Source organism: Janthinobacterium sp. EB271-G4-7A, from assembly GCF_020858075.1.
Classification (GTDB): domain Bacteria; phylum Pseudomonadota; class Gammaproteobacteria; order Burkholderiales; family Burkholderiaceae_D; genus Janthinobacterium; species Janthinobacterium lividum.
The window spans coordinates 184,685-202,060 of the sequence record NZ_JACYMI010000002.1; the positions used below are offsets into that span (position 1 = coordinate 184,685).

15 protein-coding genes and 2 tRNA genes are annotated in these 17,376 nt (G+C 60.1%); 9 read left to right on the plus strand and 8 right to left on the minus strand.

The genetic code is table 11. The features are described from left to right. Positions 1–30 precede the first annotated feature (30 nt). From dusA to IGS58_RS18365, 6 genes are all read left to right on the plus strand, one after another. The gene (dusA, locus tag IGS58_RS18340) at positions 31–1,026 is read left to right on the plus strand and encodes a tRNA dihydrouridine(20/20a) synthase DusA (RefSeq protein WP_268989939.1); all 996 of its coding nucleotides are present in this window, start codon (positions 31–33) and stop codon (positions 1,024–1,026) included. After that, a complete protein-coding gene (locus IGS58_RS18345) occupies positions 1,026–1,490 on the plus strand; it encodes a hypothetical protein (RefSeq protein ID WP_230522314.1) in 465 nt (154 codons plus the stop codon). The genes dusA and IGS58_RS18345 overlap by 1 nt, the downstream gene beginning before the upstream one ends. 532 nt (positions 1,491–2,022) lie before the next feature. Beyond that, the gene (locus IGS58_RS18350) at positions 2,023–3,762 is read left to right on the plus strand and encodes a methyl-accepting chemotaxis protein (RefSeq protein ID WP_034782537.1); all 1,740 of its coding nucleotides are present in this window, start codon (positions 2,023–2,025) and stop codon (positions 3,760–3,762) included. A gap of 81 nt (positions 3,763–3,843) precedes the next feature. Next, entirely contained in the window at positions 3,844–4,170 is a 327-nt protein-coding gene (locus IGS58_RS18355; RefSeq protein WP_230522316.1) for an energy transducer TonB, read from the plus strand. A 168-nt stretch (positions 4,171–4,338) separates the two neighbouring features. Next, positions 4,339–4,911 carry a hypothetical protein gene (locus tag IGS58_RS18360; protein WP_070280998.1) on the plus strand — a complete coding sequence of 191 codons (573 nt, stop codon included), beginning with the start codon at positions 4,339–4,341 and terminating at the stop codon, positions 4,909–4,911. A 161-nt stretch (positions 4,912–5,072) separates the two neighbouring features. After that, positions 5,073–5,459, plus strand: coding sequence for a hypothetical protein (locus IGS58_RS18365; RefSeq protein WP_070257128.1), 387 nt, complete (start codon positions 5,073–5,075; stop codon positions 5,457–5,459). A 63-nt stretch (positions 5,460–5,522) separates the two neighbouring features. Here the strand turns inward: IGS58_RS18365 and IGS58_RS18370 are convergent, their stop codons facing one another. From IGS58_RS18370 to IGS58_RS18380, 3 genes are all read right to left on the minus strand, one after another. After that, positions 5,523–5,729: a hypothetical protein gene (locus IGS58_RS18370; RefSeq protein WP_070257130.1), complete on the minus strand. Its 207-nt coding sequence runs from the start codon at positions 5,727–5,729 to the stop codon at positions 5,523–5,525. A gap of 207 nt (positions 5,730–5,936) precedes the next feature. Further along, positions 5,937–6,383, minus strand: coding sequence for a hypothetical protein (locus IGS58_RS18375; protein ID WP_070257132.1), 447 nt, complete (start codon positions 6,381–6,383; stop codon positions 5,937–5,939). Between the two features lie 480 nt (positions 6,384–6,863). Further along, a complete protein-coding gene (locus tag IGS58_RS18380; protein ID WP_230522317.1) occupies positions 6,864–8,984 on the minus strand; it encodes a TonB-dependent receptor family protein in 2,121 nt (706 codons plus the stop codon). Positions 8,985–9,271: 287 nt separating this feature from the next. On the opposite strand from IGS58_RS18380, the gene IGS58_RS18385 reads away from it, so the two are divergent. Continuing rightward, complete coding sequence (locus IGS58_RS18385; protein ID WP_161789566.1) at positions 9,272–9,718, plus strand: response regulator; 447 nt, start codon at positions 9,272–9,274, stop codon at positions 9,716–9,718. Between the two features lie 9 nt (positions 9,719–9,727). Here IGS58_RS18385 and IGS58_RS18390 read toward each other — a convergent pair whose 3' ends face one another. From IGS58_RS18390 to IGS58_RS18410, 5 genes are all read right to left on the minus strand, one after another. After that, positions 9,728–11,086 carry a family 43 glycosylhydrolase gene (locus IGS58_RS18390; RefSeq protein WP_230522318.1) on the minus strand — a complete coding sequence of 453 codons (1,359 nt, stop codon included), beginning with the start codon at positions 11,084–11,086 and terminating at the stop codon, positions 9,728–9,730. A 193-nt stretch (positions 11,087–11,279) separates the two neighbouring features. After that, a tRNA-His gene (locus tag IGS58_RS18395) sits at positions 11,280–11,355 on the minus strand. 142 nt (positions 11,356–11,497) lie between these two features. Next, on the minus strand, positions 11,498–12,343 hold the full coding sequence (gene murI, locus IGS58_RS18400) for a glutamate racemase (RefSeq protein WP_230522319.1): 846 nt from the start codon (positions 12,341–12,343) through the stop codon (positions 11,498–11,500). Between the two features lie 66 nt (positions 12,344–12,409). Then, positions 12,410–13,951, minus strand: coding sequence for a fumarate hydratase (locus IGS58_RS18405; RefSeq protein WP_034784516.1), 1,542 nt, complete (start codon positions 13,949–13,951; stop codon positions 12,410–12,412). A gap of 113 nt (positions 13,952–14,064) precedes the next feature. Then, on the minus strand, positions 14,065–14,679 hold the full coding sequence (locus IGS58_RS18410) for a YqhA family protein (protein WP_034784515.1): 615 nt from the start codon (positions 14,677–14,679) through the stop codon (positions 14,065–14,067). A gap of 308 nt (positions 14,680–14,987) precedes the next feature. Here IGS58_RS18410 and acs point away from each other — a divergent pair, with 308 nt between their 5' ends. Further along, positions 14,988–16,994, plus strand: coding sequence for an acetate--CoA ligase (gene acs, locus IGS58_RS18415; protein WP_230522320.1), 2,007 nt, complete (start codon positions 14,988–14,990; stop codon positions 16,992–16,994). Between the two features lie 210 nt (positions 16,995–17,204). After that, a tRNA-Ser gene (locus tag IGS58_RS18420) sits at positions 17,205–17,295 on the plus strand. The last annotated feature ends 81 nt before the right edge of the window (positions 17,296–17,376 follow it).

The following is a 17,376-nucleotide window of genomic DNA, read 5'->3' on the forward strand; positions in this document are numbered from 1 at the left end:
ATTTGCAGCTCCTGTTTTTTTGTAGACACCATGACTTCCTCTTCTTTGCCTTCCCGCCGCCTGTCCGTTGCCCCGATGATGGACTGGACCGACCGCCATTGCCGCAAGTTCCACCGCGAAATCACGCGCCACACCTGGCTCTACACCGAGATGGTGACGACGGGCGCGCTGGTATACGGCGACGTGGAGCGCCATTTGCGCTTCAACGAGGAAGAGCATCCGGTGGCGCTGCAGCTAGGCGGCAGCGATCCGAAGGACCTGGCCACCAGCGCCAAGCTGGGCCAGCAGTGGGGCTACGACGAAGTCAATCTGAACTGCGGCTGCCCGTCCGAGCGCGTGCAAAAGGGCGCGTTTGGCGCTTGCCTGATGGCCGAGCCGCAACTGGTGGCCGACTGCGTGAAAGCCATGCGCGACGTGGTCGATATCGACGTCACGGTGAAACACCGCATCGGCATCGATGACAGCGAATCGTACGACTTCGTGCGCGACTTCGTCGGCACCGTGGCCGACGCCGGCTGCAAGACGTTTATCGTGCATGCGCGCAACGCCATCCTGAAAGGCCTGAGCCCGAAGGAGAACCGCGAAGTGCCGCCCCTCAAGTATGACTATGCCTACCGCTTGAAGCGTGATTTTCCCCAGTTCGAGTTCATCATCAATGGCGGCATCAAGACGCCCGACGAGATCGACCTGCACCTGCAGCACCTGGACGGCGTCATGCTGGGCCGCGAGGCGTACCACAACCCGTATGTGATGGCGCAGTTCGACCAGCGCTACTACGGCGACGACGCTCCCGTCAAAACGCGCGAACAGGTGCTCGAAGCGATGATTCCGTATATCAGCGCGCAGCTGGAAAAAGAAGCGGGGCGCTTGAAACTGAATAGCGTCACGCGCCACATGCTGGGCCTGATGCAGAACCTGCCCGGCGCGCGCGGCTTCCGCCAGACCTTGTCGGATTCGAAGAAGCTGGCTTCGGGCGACCCGCGTTTGCTGCTGGAAGCGGCGGCGCGCTTGTCCTTGCCTGCCTGATGCGCGGCGACTGCCACGCCCATGCACAGCAGTTGCATGGCTACCTGCAAGCCGTCACCGCGCTGAAGGATGATGGCAGTCTGTTTCTTTGCGAGTATCTGGGGCCCATCGCGCCGCAGGCGTCGCTTGACGCGCTGTGCCGCACGCTGAAGCTGCCGCCGGACGGCATGCGCCTGCAGCCGATCGAAAGCATGATATGCAGCGGTGCCTTGTGCACGCCGCGCCAGTGGCTGCTCGAGCGCTTGCTCCCGACGAACGAGGCCGACCGTGAGCCGCTCGACGCCCGTTTATATGATGGTTTCGAGGGCGAACTGGCCGAACTGCTGGGCAGCGAGCCGTACTGGTATCAATTGGTATCATCGGGCCAGGGCATCGTGGCTGGTCGCTTGGGTGCCATCTGGAGCATCTTTGTCTTCGGCACGGACAGCCACACCTATATGATGTATTGCAGCTGGGACCGCTGATCCAAGTTGTCTATACCGCTGCCCCGGCGCAGTGGTATTGTCCGCACCACCCCTTCCTCTGAGTACCTTTCCCAAAACGATGTCACCGGCTATGCCATGTGTTGTAAATGCGCTGTTTCGGCGCACGCCCGCACTGTCGTGGGGCATTTCTAAGGGGCAAGAAACGGCATTGTTGCCATTTCCCCGAAGAAAGTTAATCAGCTATTTATTCAGGTACTTATTGCTTGCTTTGAGGCAAAATTTACACCTATAATTGATTATAGACAAATATTTCTCATATGAATGTTTGATGTTGATCTCACATCAACGGTGTCAAAAATTCAGTGTGTGGAACAAATTTGCATTCGCAGTCACTGGCGTTTTCAGGGCTGTTGTAGACCAGGAAGTACCCCAGGCTGCGTGCGGCCGGAGACCGCCAGCATACCAATGGGTAAGGGCGGATACCGGTGTTACGCAGCCTTCGTCTTGTCGTGCCGGGCAAAATTCTTATCAATAGTTTCATTTACGAAGAGCCGAAATGAATTTAGCAAAAATGAAGGTTGGTACCCGCCTGGGCCTGGGTTTCGCCCTGGTACTGGTTCTGCTGGTGGCCGTGACCGTCCTCGGCATCGCGCGCATGGCGCAAATCCAGGAACGTCTCGATCACGTGATCAATGTCAACAACGTCGTCACCCGCCTGGTGATCGACATGCGTGGCAACGTCAGCGACCGCATCACTTCGCTGCGCATCCTGACCCTGATGACCGATGCGGGCGATATGGAACCTGAAATGGCGCGTATCAAGACGCAGACCAGCACCTATCAGGAAACGCAGAAGAAGCTCGAAGAGAAATTCGCCGTCGAGTCGACTCCTGAAGAAAAAGCCCTGCTGGCCTCGATCAAGGAATATGAAGCCGCCGCCATGCCGGCCATCGCCAAGGCATCCGCGCTGTGGATGGCCAACGATGCGGAAGGCGCCACGCGCGTGATGATCAAGGAAATCCGCCCGGTACAGAAAAAATGGATGGAAGCGCTGGAGCAGCTGGCCGTGCTGGAAGACAAGCTCAATGAGCAGATGCAATCGGACGCCCGCAAGGCCTTCGACAGCGCGCGCCTGTTCATGATCATCCTCGGCGTACTGGCCGTGGCGATGGGCGTGGCAGCGGCACTGGTGATTACCCGCGGCCTGCTGAAACAGCTGGGCGGCGAACCGGACTACACGGCATCGATCGCCGGCAGCATCGCCAATGGCGACCTGTCGATCGGCATCCACACGCAGCCTTCCGATACCTCCAGCCTGCTGGCGGAAATGAAGGAAATGCGCAACAGCCTGGTGGGCATCGTCGGCCAGGTGCGCGTCGGTACGGAAACCATCGGCACGGCCTCGCGTGAAATTGCCGACGGCAATATCGACCTGTCGTCGCGTACGGAAATGCAGGCCAGCGCGCTGGAAAAAACGGCGTCGGCGATGGAAGAGCTGACCTCGACCGTGAAACAGAATGCGGACAATGCGCGGGAAGCCAACAAGCTGGCCGCCACCGCTTCGGATGTCGCCATCAAGGGCGGCTCCGTGGTGTCGCAAGTGGTTGACACCATGAGCTCGATCAATGAGTCGGCGAAGAAGATTGTCGACATCATTGGCGTGATCGATGGCATCGCCTTCCAGACCAACATCCTGGCGCTGAACGCGGCCGTGGAAGCGGCACGTGCCGGCGAGCAAGGCCGCGGCTTTGCCGTGGTGGCGTCGGAAGTGCGCAACCTGGCCCAGCGCTCCGCTGGCGCGGCGAAAGAAATCAAGATCCTCATCGACGATTCGGCCGAGAAAACGGAACGGGGCACGCGCCTGGTCGGCCAGGCTGGCGTGACGATGGGCGAAGTGGTCGACAGCGTGCGCCGCGTGACCGACATCATGAGCGAGATCGCCAGTGCCAGCCAGGAACAAAGCGCCGGCATCGAACAGGTCAACCTGTCGATCATCGAGATGGATGGCATGACGCAGCAAAATGCCGCCCTGGTGGAGCAGGCAGCCGCCGCGGCGCAAAGTTTGCAAGACCAGGCGGCCGAACTGGCCCACGTGGTCAGCATCTTCAAACTGGTCGAAGGCGAAGAGAAGCCGGCAGCGTATGTGCCGGCTCCCGTGGCCGCCGCACCAGTGGCCGTGCGCAAGCCGGCAGCGGCATTGCGCCCGGTGAAGTCGCTGACCCGCAAGGCGGAAGCGGCCGCTCCCGTGGCCGCCGCGGCGCCACGCAAGGCGGCAGGCGCCGGCAGCAATGACGAGTGGGAAGAGTTTTAAGCGCGGTCAACAGCGCACCGGAAATTGTAATTACCGTATCTGATAATCATGGGGAAGCACATGTTTGAGAATAAGCGTTTTATGAGTGTTGCAGCAGCCTTGCTGGTGTTCGTTTCTTCCGCGGCCTTTGCTGCCGAGGTGCCGGCGTCGTTCGATGCCAAGAACTGCAAGGCCGACTATCCGAAAGCCTCGCTGATGAACGAAGAGCAGGGCACCGTGTCGATGTCTTTCCTGGTCAATGCCGATGGTACTGTTGCCGATTCGAAAGTCGACAAGAGCAGCGGCTTTAAGAACCTGGACAAGGCCGCCATCAAGGCCCTGTCCGCGTGCAAGTTCAAGCCGGGCACCAAGGATGGCGCCGCAGCGCAAACCTGGACCAAGGTTGACTACGCCTGGAAGCTGGACTGATCCACGTATTGCAGGGAGCGGGGCTCCCTGCATGGCCATATCCGCTACGGGCGGCGCCTGCAAGGGTGCCGCCCGTACTGTTATGTGCGCCAGCCAACGGCACTGTCGCCGCCGATTCTGTTACCCTCGAAATATACCTTCGGGATCTCCCATTACAAGAGGCCTACCATGCAGCGCATCCTGACACTTTTTTCCCTGGCCGCCAGCGGCTTGCTGCTTTCCGCCTGCGCATCGCTGGGCACGCCCGTGGGCTTGCAGGCGGGGCAGACCGTGGCCGTCGTCAATAGCCTGAGCTGGGATAATCCCCTGACGGGCAAGCGCGACGGCGTGCGCACCAGCTGGCCCATCAAGGATGGCAAGATTGCCCCTGAATATTTTCCACTGGCGCAATTGAAGCAATGCGAGGCCGGCGGCAAGCCTTGCGCCTGGGGCGTGATGCGGGCGCAGCGCAGCGCGCCCACGCTGAGCTATGTGGACGGCGGCGTGGACCTGGCCGTGAGCGTATCGACCGACGTGGCGCGGCGCCAGGATGCGCGCCAGGGCGAGACGCAAACGGCGATGGCGATTCCGCAGGATGTGGCCGCGCTGGCTGGCCGGCAACAGGTGCAGCCCAGCTGGAAATTGAAGTATGGCAAGGTCGAGCAGGTCGAGCTCGATTACGGCGTGCGCTACCAGGTGTGCGTGCAGCGCTACGATGCGGCCGGCAAGGCCATCGATACGTGCGCGATTCCGTTTATTTGAGGAAACATGCCGCACGAGTGGCTTGTGGCGGCTTTGCCACATTTCATGTTGCGGCGTGCGTCGGCGTGTAACAATCGGTAAAAGCGCAGCAAAGCTCGACGTAATTTCTTATAGTACTTAATTAAGGTAGTACATGGAATTGGTACTCGAGGAGAATTGCAATGAAAACCCTGTTGGCAGTAATTTCGCTGGCCGCCCTGGGTGGCTGCGCCGTGGCACCCCCCGGTCCCGCATATTACGGTTCGCGCGCGCCGCAGGGGGCCTACAATCCCTATGAATGGCATACGGTCTCGTCCGAGCCGGTGCAGTCGGGCCGCGTGATGAGTGCACCGCGCGTGGAATACACGAATGAACCCGTGTACGTGCAACAGCAGCAGCCGGTGTACGTGCAGCAACCCGTATATGTGCCGGCGCCCGTGTACGCGCCGCAACCGTATTATTACAATCCGCCCGTGACGATCGGGCTGGACTTCATGTTCGGCTTTGGGCGCTACGGTGGACATCGCGGCGGCTGGGGCGGGCATGGACGCTACCACGGCCGCCGCTAGACTATTGCACTTGCATGCAGGACAAAGCCGGACAAGCGTTGCTTGCCCGGCTTTGTCATTTTATTAGTGGAAATAAACCGAACCCTGGTGCAGCACGTCCGCCGAACACAGGATGTACATCGCCGCCGCTGCCAGACCTATTTGCAAGGCGCCAAAGCTGATCGGGATGAGGCGAGACATGTCGTACTCCTGAGTGGTGTGAGGTGTGGTCAGGCTTTCATCATAGGATGAGTTGATGCCTTTGGGCATCGGATGAATGTCCGCCGCCATGTAGGACAACACCTCGTGCCTGGCGCCCCGCCTCGCTCTCCGGCTGCCAGAGTAACCCCCAATAAATTATTGCGATTTCTGACTTCCATAACCGGCGCTCTGCGGCGTTGCCCACTGCTAGCAGTGCTCGCACTGCGTCGCAGTGGGCGCCTTGCATAGCATCCGGTTCTGTTCGTCATAACTTCACAATAATTTCCTGAGGATTACTTAGCGGTTTTTCCAGCGCACCACCGGCTCTTCCGGCGCCGTGTCCGGCACGTTCGAGATCGCCAGCCAGTGCGTCAGGCGTTCCGGGTGCTTGAGATTGATGCCCATGCCATCGATGATGCCGACCTGTTCCAGCATGCGCGCATCGATTTTCGCTTTCGACACCGTGGGCGCGCCCATGACCATGCGGTCATACGCCTTGCGCGCCTTGTGTTCCCACTTGTGCAGATTGCTTTCGTCGAAGCGGTTCGCTTCGAAATATACGGTCAGGGTGCCATCGAGGTTGCCGAAGCCGACAATGCCCGCGCCCTTGCGGATGGTGGTGTTGTTGATGTCAAATTCCGCCGTGGGCACGAAAATGCCGGCGCGGCCATCGATGTCAGGACGCCCTACGGGCGTTTCCTTGCCGTAGGAACTCGTTTCGGTAATGGTTTTTTCTGCGGACATGGTGCGTGTGTGGTGGCCGTGCCGGGAGCGCGATCGGGCCCGGCAGCGCCAGTCATCCTGTTCAAAAAATGCGTGCTGATGATCAGGGCGGGGTAGGGGCCCTGGCGGAGCGATGCTTGGCATTGCTTGATACCCCGCTATTGTAGCGTCAATTTAATTCTTCTTGGCAACATTTACTGATGTGATGCTCCCGTTTTCCCATGAAAAAAGCCGCCTGGTCAGGCGGCGGAGCGGCTGTTGCGCGACGGCTTTTCAGATTCAGGCGGCTGCCTTGCGGCGCACCATGAAACCCAGCAAGCCCAGGCCCAGCTGCAATTTTTCCCCACAGCGAATGCGGCCTGCAGCGTGCTTGCAGCAAAGAATTTTTGTGACATCGGGGGTGTAAAAAAACCTGCACCATTACAACAATGGTGCAGGTTTTTGCGTGCAGCAAGCGTGCGCCCTCGCCTATCGACTCGATAGGCGGAGGCAGCAATCAGGTCAGAACGCCAGGCGGCCCTGCAGGTAGACCATGCGCGGCGCACCCACCATCTTGCCCAGGTTGCCGTCCGATGTGCGCGTGAAGTAGCGTTTGTCGCTCAGGTTGTTGACGCCGGCGACCAGCTCCAGGCCCGCCTGGCCCGGCACTTTCCATTTCACTTGCGTGTTCCAGGTGCGGAAGCCGGGAATGACGCCCAGGTTGCCGGCCGGGTTTTCCGCCACGGTGTTGGCTTCGTCGGCGAACTGGCGGCTCTGATGGTTGCTCGACAAATCGAAGCCCCAGGCGCCCAGCTGGTAGTGGGCGCCGACGGTATCCGTGTTGCGCGAATAGAAGGGCACGTCATTGCCCGCGTTTACGCCATCCTGCAAGGTCGCCTTCGTATAGGTGTAGGTGGCGTAGGCATTCAATCCGGCCAGCGGGCCGGACTTGTCGAAATGGTAGTCGATGGCCGTTTCCAGGCCCCGGTGATGCGTGGCGCCCACGTTGTAGAAGACGGCGCTTTCGCCGCTGCCGACGGACTGGATCTGGTTGTCGAACTTGATGTTGAACAAGGTCGCTTCGGCCGACAGCTGGCTACTCTTCCAGCGCGCGCCCAGTTCGGCCGTCTTGGCCAGTTCCGGTTGCAGCGGATTCTTGTCCGATTGCGAGTTCAGCTGCGTGTTTTGCACGGCGCCAAACGAGCTGTTGTAGTTGCTGAACAGGGTCACGTTGTTGTTGAGCAAGTACGCCACGTTCAGCGAAGGCAGGGCCTTGTTGTTGAGCAACTCGATCTTCTGGTCGGCCGGCAAGTGGTTGAAGCGTTCCGTCTTGATGTGTTCGTAGCGCACGCCGGGCGTGATGCGCCAGGCATCGATGGCGATCTTGTCATCGATATACACGGCTTGCGCATCGGTGGAATTGTCGGCGAAGCGCGTCGGCTTTTGCTTTACACCGCTGGCAATGACGATGTTGTAGATGGTTTCGTCGGCCCGTTCGGCCAGGTAGCGATAGCCGACGGTGATGTCCTGCGATACCTTGCCGGTCGTGAAGCGCTGCGTGTAGCGCGGCTCGATGGCCGTCGTTTCATAGTTGCGCGGCTGGCGGCCCAGGCCCGTGCGGCCAGTGTTGATCAGGGTGCTTTCGCGCGAGCTCTTGTTGTAATAGGCGCGCACTTCGAATTCCTGCGTGCTGGAAATGGCGTTCAGGTAGCCGATGTCGAAGGCCTTGCGCTCGCCGCTCCAGTAATCGGTCGGGCGCGTGTTCTGGAACGGGTCCTGCTTGTACTGGGCGGCGGTCAGGCCGCCCGGCGTGCGCGACGTCACATCGTAGTAGGACAGCTTGGCGTATACCTCGGCCGTCGGGCTCAGGTCGTAGCGGAATTTCAGGGCGAAATCGTTGACTTTTTCATCGCTGCCCACGCGCCAGTCGCTGCCGCGGATGCCGGAATACAGCACCGCCAGGCCCAGGCCGCTGTCGAGCTGGGTGCCGGCAAAGACACTGGCCTGCGTATTGTGGCCCACTTCGCTGTACGAGTTGTAGCGCACGGTGGCGTCGCCCGTGATGCCTGGCGTGGTGGGCACGCGGCGTGTCTTGAAGTTGATGATGCCGCCCACGTTTTGCGGGCCGAAGCGCACGGCGCCGCCGCCGCGCACCACGTCGACCGTCTCGACATTGGCCAGGCTGACGGGTGCGAATGACAGTTGCGGCTGGCCATACGGCGCCACCGACATCGGGATGCCGTCCAGCAAGACCGTGCTGCGCGGCGAATAGCGTCCGGCCAGGCCGCGCACGCCGATGTTCAGTGAAATGGCGCTGCCGGCGCTGCCCGAGTTGTCGCTGATCTGCACGCCGGGAATGCGGCGCATCACGTCGCTGAGGCTGGTCGCGCCCGAGTTCTCGATGTCATCCTTTTGCACCACGGTGCGTGCGCCCGCGAAATTCTTCGTGCTGGCGGCCATGCTGGTGCCCAGCAGATTGCTGCTGACCTGGATGGATTCCAGGATGGTGCCGGCGTTATCGGCGGTATTGGCCGCATTGGCCTCCTGTGCCTGCGCGGAAAAAGAAGCGCCCAGGCAGGCGAGGGCGATGGCCAGCGCGCACGGGCGCAGCGAAAAGGGCAGTGTGAAAGGTGTGGCAGCCATGCATGGATCTCCGTAATGACAATGTTTGCGCGGGCAATCGGGCGGCGCGACAACATCGTGGCGTGGACATCCGGCGCAAGGGGATGATAATGATAATGATTCTCATTTTATCCGTCAATTGCGAATATTGCGTAGTGGCCATATGGCTGCCAGCGGGCGGGGAAGTGTTGCTGGCCCGGTACAGCGGGCGGCTTGGATTGCCGCCTGGCACCATTGCTCGGGTGCGGCGGCATTGCGCGCGCTTCTTGTATACTCCCGCTTTTGCAGCCGTCAGACGTAAACGTACAATGAGCCAGACAACTGAAACGACACCAGGCAATCCCCCCGTGGAACGCCGTCAAGGCGACCAGCCGGCAAGTGCTGCTCGCAAATTGAATCTGCTGGTGGTCGACGACAACCAGGAAGTGGGCGAATCGCTGGCCATGCTGCTCGAAGCGCTGGGCCACCACGCGGTGGTGGTGCGCAACTGGCAGATGGCCGTCGAGCAAGTCAAGCTGTGCGTGCCCGATGCCGTCTACCTCGACATCGAAATGCCCGGCATCAGCGGCATCGAAATCGGCCGCCGCCTGCACCACAATCCCGAGACGGCCAACGCCGTGCTGATCGCCGTCACGGGCCACAGCCTGCCCATGTACATGGACGATGCGCTGGCCGTGGGCTTCCGCCACTTCCTCGTCAAACCCGTGCGTCTGGACGACCTGGCGACGACGGTGCAGTCGGTGCTGGCGGGCTAGTTCCCGATCCTACGGCCGGCTCAGCGACCACTGCTGGTTGTTCGCGTTGGTCAGATTCCACTGGATGATCTGCGCGTTTTCCGCCGTGCTCAGGTTGAGTACGTCCAGGGTCAGGTTGCTGTAGCGGTTGCTGATCGTCTGGTAGCCGGCAGCGGGACTGGCGAAACGCCATTGCTGGCCCAGTCCGCCCCAGTAGTTCCATTGCGCGATATTCGTGCCGGCCGTGGTCGAATTGTTGTAGTCGTCCAGGCCCAGCAGGCTGTTCGCATTGATCAGGCTATAGTAGCCATCGCCGTGTCCCACTACATACCATTGCTGGTGTTTTGCTCCCGTATAGGTTTGCTGCTGCACCAGCGCGCCATTCGTCGTGCCGGCGCCCGCCACGGCCAGCGCCTTGCCGCTCAGGCGCGAGCGCAGCACCGTGGGGCCGTCCGAGATGCCGCCGCAGCTGGCGACTGAGAAATTGCGCGTCAGGCTGGGCCAGCCGCTGTCATACGTCATCTTCAAAATGTCGAGCTTGGCCGCGCCATTGTCGTTGACGTCGTAGTAGTGGATCGAGGTGTAGTTGCAGCCATCCTGCTTGAGCACGCCGATATGGCCCGGTCCCTTGTATTTGCCATCGAGGTTAGGCAGCAGCGTGCGCGTGCCGCTGTACGGCCCCGTCACGCTGCTGGCGCGCAGCACTTCCACGTAATACGTGCTGGCGGCGCCCTGGCAGCATTTGCCGCGGTTGACGAACAGATAGTAATACTCGCCGTCGTGCGTGATGTAGGGCGCTTCGATATCCTTGCCGCCGCCACCGACGATGGTGGTGACGTTGCCGCTCGTCTTGCCTGTGGCCTGGTTGATTTCCGTCACGCCGATGCCGCCAAAGAACGAGCCGTACGACATGTAGACCTTGCCGTCATGATCGCGGAACAGGGCCGGGTCGATGGCATTGATTTCCGCACCGCCCCCATACGATTGCACGACGATGCCCAGGTCCGTCCAGCTGGGATTTTTCAGCGACGCCGAGCGGGCCACGCCGATGGCCGACACGGACGTGCCGAAGGTGGAGACCGAGTAATACAGGTAATAGTAGCCGTTCATGTGGATCACGTCCGGTGCCCAGTACGAGCCGCTGAAGTTGGGGATTTTATTGGCGATCCAGGCCGGCGGCGTGCTGAACACGGGCGCGGGGCCGGCCGACCATTTCAGCAGGTCCGTCGAGGTGGAATACCAGATGCCGTCGCCCGTCGTGAAATTGAAATACGTGTCGCCGTCGCGCGTGAGGGTGCCGGGGTCGTGCGCGTTCGGCACCCCCGTCAGGTTGATCGCGTGCGCATGGGCGCAGAACATCAGGCACAGTGCTGCCAGGATTTGCTTCATCGTTGTCTCCGTACTGTTTTTATGGGGCGGTCCAGGCCGCACCCCAGAGTAGGGCGATGGTCAAATTTGCACTAATGAATTTTTTGCAGGAAGCGATACCGGGGCCGGTATCGGTGAAGAAATCGCTGAAGAAATAAAAGCGGCGCCGGAATAGAAAAAGCCCGGTTCGAAAACCGGGCTCTTCTTTATTCTGTGGGGTGGCTGATGGGGCTCGAACCCACGACAACAGGAATCACAATCCTGGACTCTACCAACTGAGCTACAGCCACCACTGTCTTACTTACCTGTTTAGCTGTTTTGCTGAACAGGTGCCGAATTATACAAAGAACTCGGCAAAGTGGCAAATCTAAATGCAGTCTTTTTTAAAGAATCGAAAGATTGCATGAAAACGGTCGCTTTTGCTCACGCCGCTCACACGGACAGGTGTTCGACGGGCGGCTGCAAGTCCAGCAAACCGGCGAAGGCTTTCGCCAGGGATTCGACCTTGGCCGTCGTGTAGCCTTGCAGTCGTGGTGCGTCGTTGTTGATGCGGCGTAAACTTGCCGCATCGAGCAGACGGGCCAGCTGGCGCGCCACGGCGTCGCCCGTGTCCACCAGCGTGATCTGTTCCTGCGTATGCGCGCGTACCGTGCGTTCGATGGCGTCCTGCACGAAAGGGTAGTGCGTGCAGCCGAGCACAAGCGTGTCGACGCCTTGTTCCAGCATGGGAGCGATGTAGCGTTCCAGCATGGCGTTGGTGGCGTCCAGCGGATCGGTGCCCAGCTCGCACTGCTCGATGCGGTCGGCCAAGCCGATGCAGGGCTGCAAGATGAACGTGGCGCCCGTGGTGGCGCTGACCTGCTCGCGCAAGGCCAGCAGCTTGTCGCCGCGCAAGGCGCGTTCCGTGGCCAGCACGGCGATCTTGCCATTGCGGCTGATGGCGGCCGCCGGTTTCAATCCCGGTTCGACGCCGACGATGGGCAGGTCGGGATAGCGCGCGCGCAGCGCCTTGATGGCGGCGATGGTGGCCGTGTTGCATGCCACCACCAGCGCCTTCGCGCCTTGCTGCAATAAAAAGGCGGTGATCGCCAGCGAACGGTCGACCACTTGCTGTTCCGTCTTGTCGCCATACGGCGCATAGCCGGAATCGGCAAAGTAAATCAGGTCTTCCTGCGGCAGCTGCGCGCGGATATGGCGCAGCACCGACAGGCCGCCCACGCCGGAGTCAAAAATGCCGATGGGGGCGTCCGGGCGGGCATTGCTTGCAATAGAAGTCATATAAAGCCGAAGAAGATAAAAAAACGCCGCGCTGTGTTGCCGCGCGGCGTTAATGGTAGTGCTTGTTTAAGCGACCGTCACGGGAATCTTGCTGACGCTATTGAGTTGCTCGATCTTCGCCTGCCACTCTTTCGGACCCGTGTTGTGCACCGAAGTGCCTTTCGCATCCACGGCCACCGTCACCGGCATGTCGACCACGTCGAATTCGTAGATCGCTTCCATGCCCATGTCGGCAAAGCCCAGCACCTTGGCGTGCTTGATGGCTTTCGACACCAGGTAGGCGGCGCCGCCCACGGCCATCAGATAGGCCGACTGGTGTTTCTGGATCGATTCGATGGCCACTGGTCCCCGTTCGGCCTTGCCGATCATGGCGATCAGGCCCGTTTTTTCCAGCATCATGTCGGTGAACTTGTCCATGCGCGTGGCGGTCGTCGGACCGGCCGGGCCGACGGCTTCGTCGCGCACCGGGTCGACTGGGCCGACGTAGTAGATCACGCGGTTCTTGAAATCGACCGGCAACTCTTCGCCCTTGGCCAGCATGTCCTGGATGCGCTTGTGCGCGGCGTCGCGGCCCGTCAGCATCTTGCCGTTCAACAGCAAGGTCTGGCCCGGCGTCCACGAAGCGACTTCTTCTTTCGTCAGGGTGTTCAGGTCGACGCGCTTGGATTTTTCCGTGTCCGGCGTCCAGTGCACTTCCGGCCACGACGACAGCGATGGCGGTTCCATGTAGGCTGGGCCCGAGCCGTCCAGCACGAAGTGGCCGTGGCGCGTGGCGGCGCAGTTCGGGATCATGGCGACGGGCTTCGACGCGGCGTGCGTCGGGTGCATCATGATTTTCACGTCGAGCACGGTCGTCAGGCCACCCAGGCCTTGCGCGCCGATGCCCAGCGAGTTGATCTTGTCGCACAGTTCGATACGCAATTCTTCCAGCTTGTTCTGCGGGCCGCGTTGTTTCAGCTCAAACATGTCGATGTCTTCCATCAACACCTCTTTTGCCATCAGCATGGCTTTTTCGGCCGTGCCGCCGATGCCGATGCCCAGCATGCCAGGCGGGCACCAGCCGGCGCCCATGGTCGGCACGGTCTTCATGACCCAGTCCACCAGCGAGTCGGACGGGTTCATCATGATCATCTTGGATTTGTTTTCCGAGCCGCCGCCCTTGGCAGCCACTTTCACGTCGACGGTATTGCCTTCGACCAGTTCCATGTGCACGACGGCTGGCGTGTTGTCCTTGGTGTTCTTGCGGTCGAAATGCGGGTCGGCCACGATGGAAGCGCGCAGCTTGTTGTCGTCGAAGTTGTACGCGCGGCGCACGCCTTCGTTGACGGCGTCGGTAACCGTGCCGCTGAAACCTTCGAAGCGCACGCCCATGCCGATTTTCAGGAAGACGTTGACGATACCCGTGTCCTGGCAGATAGGACGCTTGCCTTCCGCGCACATGCGCGAGTTGGTCAGGATTTGCGCGATCGCATCTTTTGCCGCCGGGCTTTGCTCGGCCGCGTAGGCGCGCGCCAGGTGCTCGATGTAATCAGCAGGGTGGTAGTAGCTAATGTACTGCAACGCTGCGGCGACGGATTCGATCAGGTCTTCTTGCTTTATGACAGTCATGGTGTTCTCGCGGTGGATAAGAAGGGTAAGACTTTTGCTAATTAATGGTTACTGGTTGCGGCATCGGAAATGACAAAGCCCATGGCCGCCGCTGGCAGCCATGGGCTTCGGATTTAATGCGGTCGTGCCTGGTTCTGGGTTACCGTCATGATGCGGTCGGTGTACGCAATGGCCATGGCCGAAATGATGAAGACCATGTGGATCACCGTTTGCGCAATGATCACTTCCATCTTGTAGGAATTGGCATTGATAAATGTCTTCAGCAGGTGGATGGACGAGATGCCGATGATGGCCATCGCCAATTTCGTCTTCAGCACGGAAGCATTGACGTGCGACAACCATTCCGGCTGGTCTGGGTGGTCATCGAGGTGCATGCGCGAAACGAAGGTTTCGTAGCCGCCAATAATGACCATGATCAACAGGTTAGAAATCATGACCACGTCGATCAGGCCTAATACCACCAGCATGATGGTCGCTTCATTGAGCTTGGTCGGCAGGGCGCTGCCCGGCACGGCAACGGCCGTCAGCACGTGCTGCAGAGCTGCATCATTGCCGAACACGGCGCCGATCAGGTCGGACAATTCCACCCAGAAATGGAAGACATACACGCATTGTGCGAGGATCAGGCCCAGGTACAGCGGTAACTGCAGCCAGCGCGACATAAAGATGAAGGAGGACAGCGGGTGCAGCTTGGTATGTTTGGATGACGGTGGTAGGTGGTCGATCATGTGGGGTTTCCTGGGGGAGTAAATACCAATTTTTGGTATGCCCGACATTTTACACTTGCTGCTGATTACTGCGCATGGCCTTGCTCCTGATTATTAGGTTTGATGAAACACGAAGTGGTATTGAACCTTCGGCACAGCATGCATTTTTCCAGTGAAAATACTGTACGGCGTCCCCTTGACTCCCATTGCCGAAGGCGCTTATGGTTAGCCTTGATAGGGGTAAAACGCTGCATAAACGCGACATGTAAGGCGTCCGTAAGACACGGGGTCTATCGTGTTAGCAAACAATTACTACACTGGAGACAAGCATGAGCGCTACAGAAAACCAAGGGCAGGGCACGGAACAGCAGGGACCGGAAGAGTCGCGCGTATTTGACCCGTCGGCGTCGTTTGCCGCACAGGCCACCATTTCCGGCATGGGCGCCTACCGCGCCATGGTGAAAGAGGCGGAAACCGACTATGAAGGCTTCTGGGCCAAGCTGGCGCGCGAAAACCTGAGCTGGAAGAAACCGTTCACCCGCACCCTGAACGAAGACAATGCCCCGTTCTACAAATGGTTCGAAGACGGCCAGCTGAACGTATCGTACAACTGCCTGGACCGCAATATCGAAAATGGCCTGGGAGACAAGACGGCCATCATCTTCGAAGCGGACGATGGCACCGTCACCAGGGCAACATATACAGAGCTGCACGAAAAAGTCTGCAAGTTCGCCAACGGCCTGAAAGCCAAGGGCATCGCCAAGGGCGACCGCGTGATCATCTATATGTCGATGTCCGTCGAAGGCGTTGCTGCAATGCAAGCCTGCGCGCGTATCGGCGCCACCCACTCGGTGGTCTTCGGCGGCTTCTCGGCGAAATCCCTGCAGGAACGCATCATCGACGCGGGTGCCGTGGCCGTCATCACGGGCGACGAGCAATTGCGCGGCGGCAAGAAGTTGCCATTGAAATCCATCGTCGACGAAGCGCTGGCGCTGGGCGGCTGCGACTCCGTGAAAAACGTCATCGTGTATAAACGTACGGGCAGCGACTTGTCGATGGTGGCCGGCCGCGACACGTGGCTGCACGACCTGGTCGAAGGCCAGTCGGCGCAATGCGAGCCGGAATGGGTCGATGCCGAGCATCCACTGTTCATCTTGTATACCTCCGGCTCGACGGGCACGCCGAAGGGCGTGCAGCACTCGAGCGGCGGCTACCTGCTGTGGGCCGCGCTGACGATGAAGTGGAGTTTCGACATCAAGCCGGACGACGTGTTCTGGTGCACGGCCGACATCGGCTGGGTGACGGGCCACAGCTACATCGCGTATGGCCCGATGGCCGTGGGCGCCACGCAAGTGGTGTTCGAAGGCATCCCGACCTACCCGAACGCGGGCCGTTTCTGGGAAACCATCAAGAAGCACAACGTCAGCATTTTCTACACGGCGCCCACGGCCATCCGTTCGCTGATCAAAGCGGCCGACGTGGACCCGAAAGTCCATCCGGGCAACTACGACCTGACCAGCCTGCGCCTGCTGGGCACGGTCGGCGAGCCGATCAATCCGGAAGCGTGGATGTGGTACTACAAGCACATCGGCGGCGAGAAATGCCCGATCGTCGATACCTTCTGGCAAACGGAAACGGGCGGCCACATGATCACCCCGCTGCCGGGCGCCACGCCGATGGTGCCCGGTTCCTGCACCCTGCCATTGCCGGGAATCATGGCTGCCATCGTCGACGAAGCGGGCCAGGACGTGCCGAACGGCCAGGGCGGTATTCTGGTGGTAAAACGCCCATGGCCATCGATGATCCGCACGATCTGGAATAACCCCGAGCGTTTCAAGTCCAGTTATTTCCCGGAAGAACTGGGCGGCAAGATGTACCTGGCAGGCGACGGCGCCATCCGCAACAAGGACACGGGCTACTTCACCATCACGGGCCGCATCGATGACGTCTTGAACGTGTCGGGCCACCGCATGGGCACGATGGAAATCGAATCGGCCTTGGTCGCCAACCCGCTGGTGGCCGAAGCGGCCGTGGTGGGCCGTCCGGACGACACGACAGGCGAATCGATCTGCGCCTTCGTGGTGCTCAAGCAAGCGCGTCCGACGGGCGAGGAAGCGAAGAAGCTGGCCCTGGAGCTGCGCAACTGGGTCGGCAAGGAAATCGGCCCGATCGCGAAACCGAAGGAAATCCGTTTCGGTGACAACCTGCCGAAAACCCGTTCCGGCAAAATCATGCGCCGCCTGCTGCGCGTGCTGGCCAAGGGCGAGACGATCACGCAAGACGTGTCGACCCTGGAAAACCCGGCGATTCTGGATCAGCTGAAGGAAACGTCTTGATGTTGCTTGGGTCGCCGAAACCCAGAGCAATATCTGGGGTCGGACCCTCAGGGTCCGACCCCAGCCCTTACCGGGTTACTGTCTGGCGCTACTTTTACCCCAGGGTAAATAACTTTGGCAGTCTGTAGAATCTTTGCTATAATCTGCGGCTTCGCGACAAGCGATATGCAGTACACAATGTGAGCAAGCAAGACGCGCGCATTGCCTTCAGGAGAGATGGCTGAGCGGCTGAAGGCGCACGCCTGGAAAGCGTGTATAGGGTAATACTCTATCGGGGGTTCGAATCCCCCTCTCTCCGCCACGGATAGCAATTAAGTAACATCAGGACGTCTCAGGAAGTCCCTCAAAAACCGCTTAGAGCCTTGATTCTAAGCGGTTTTTT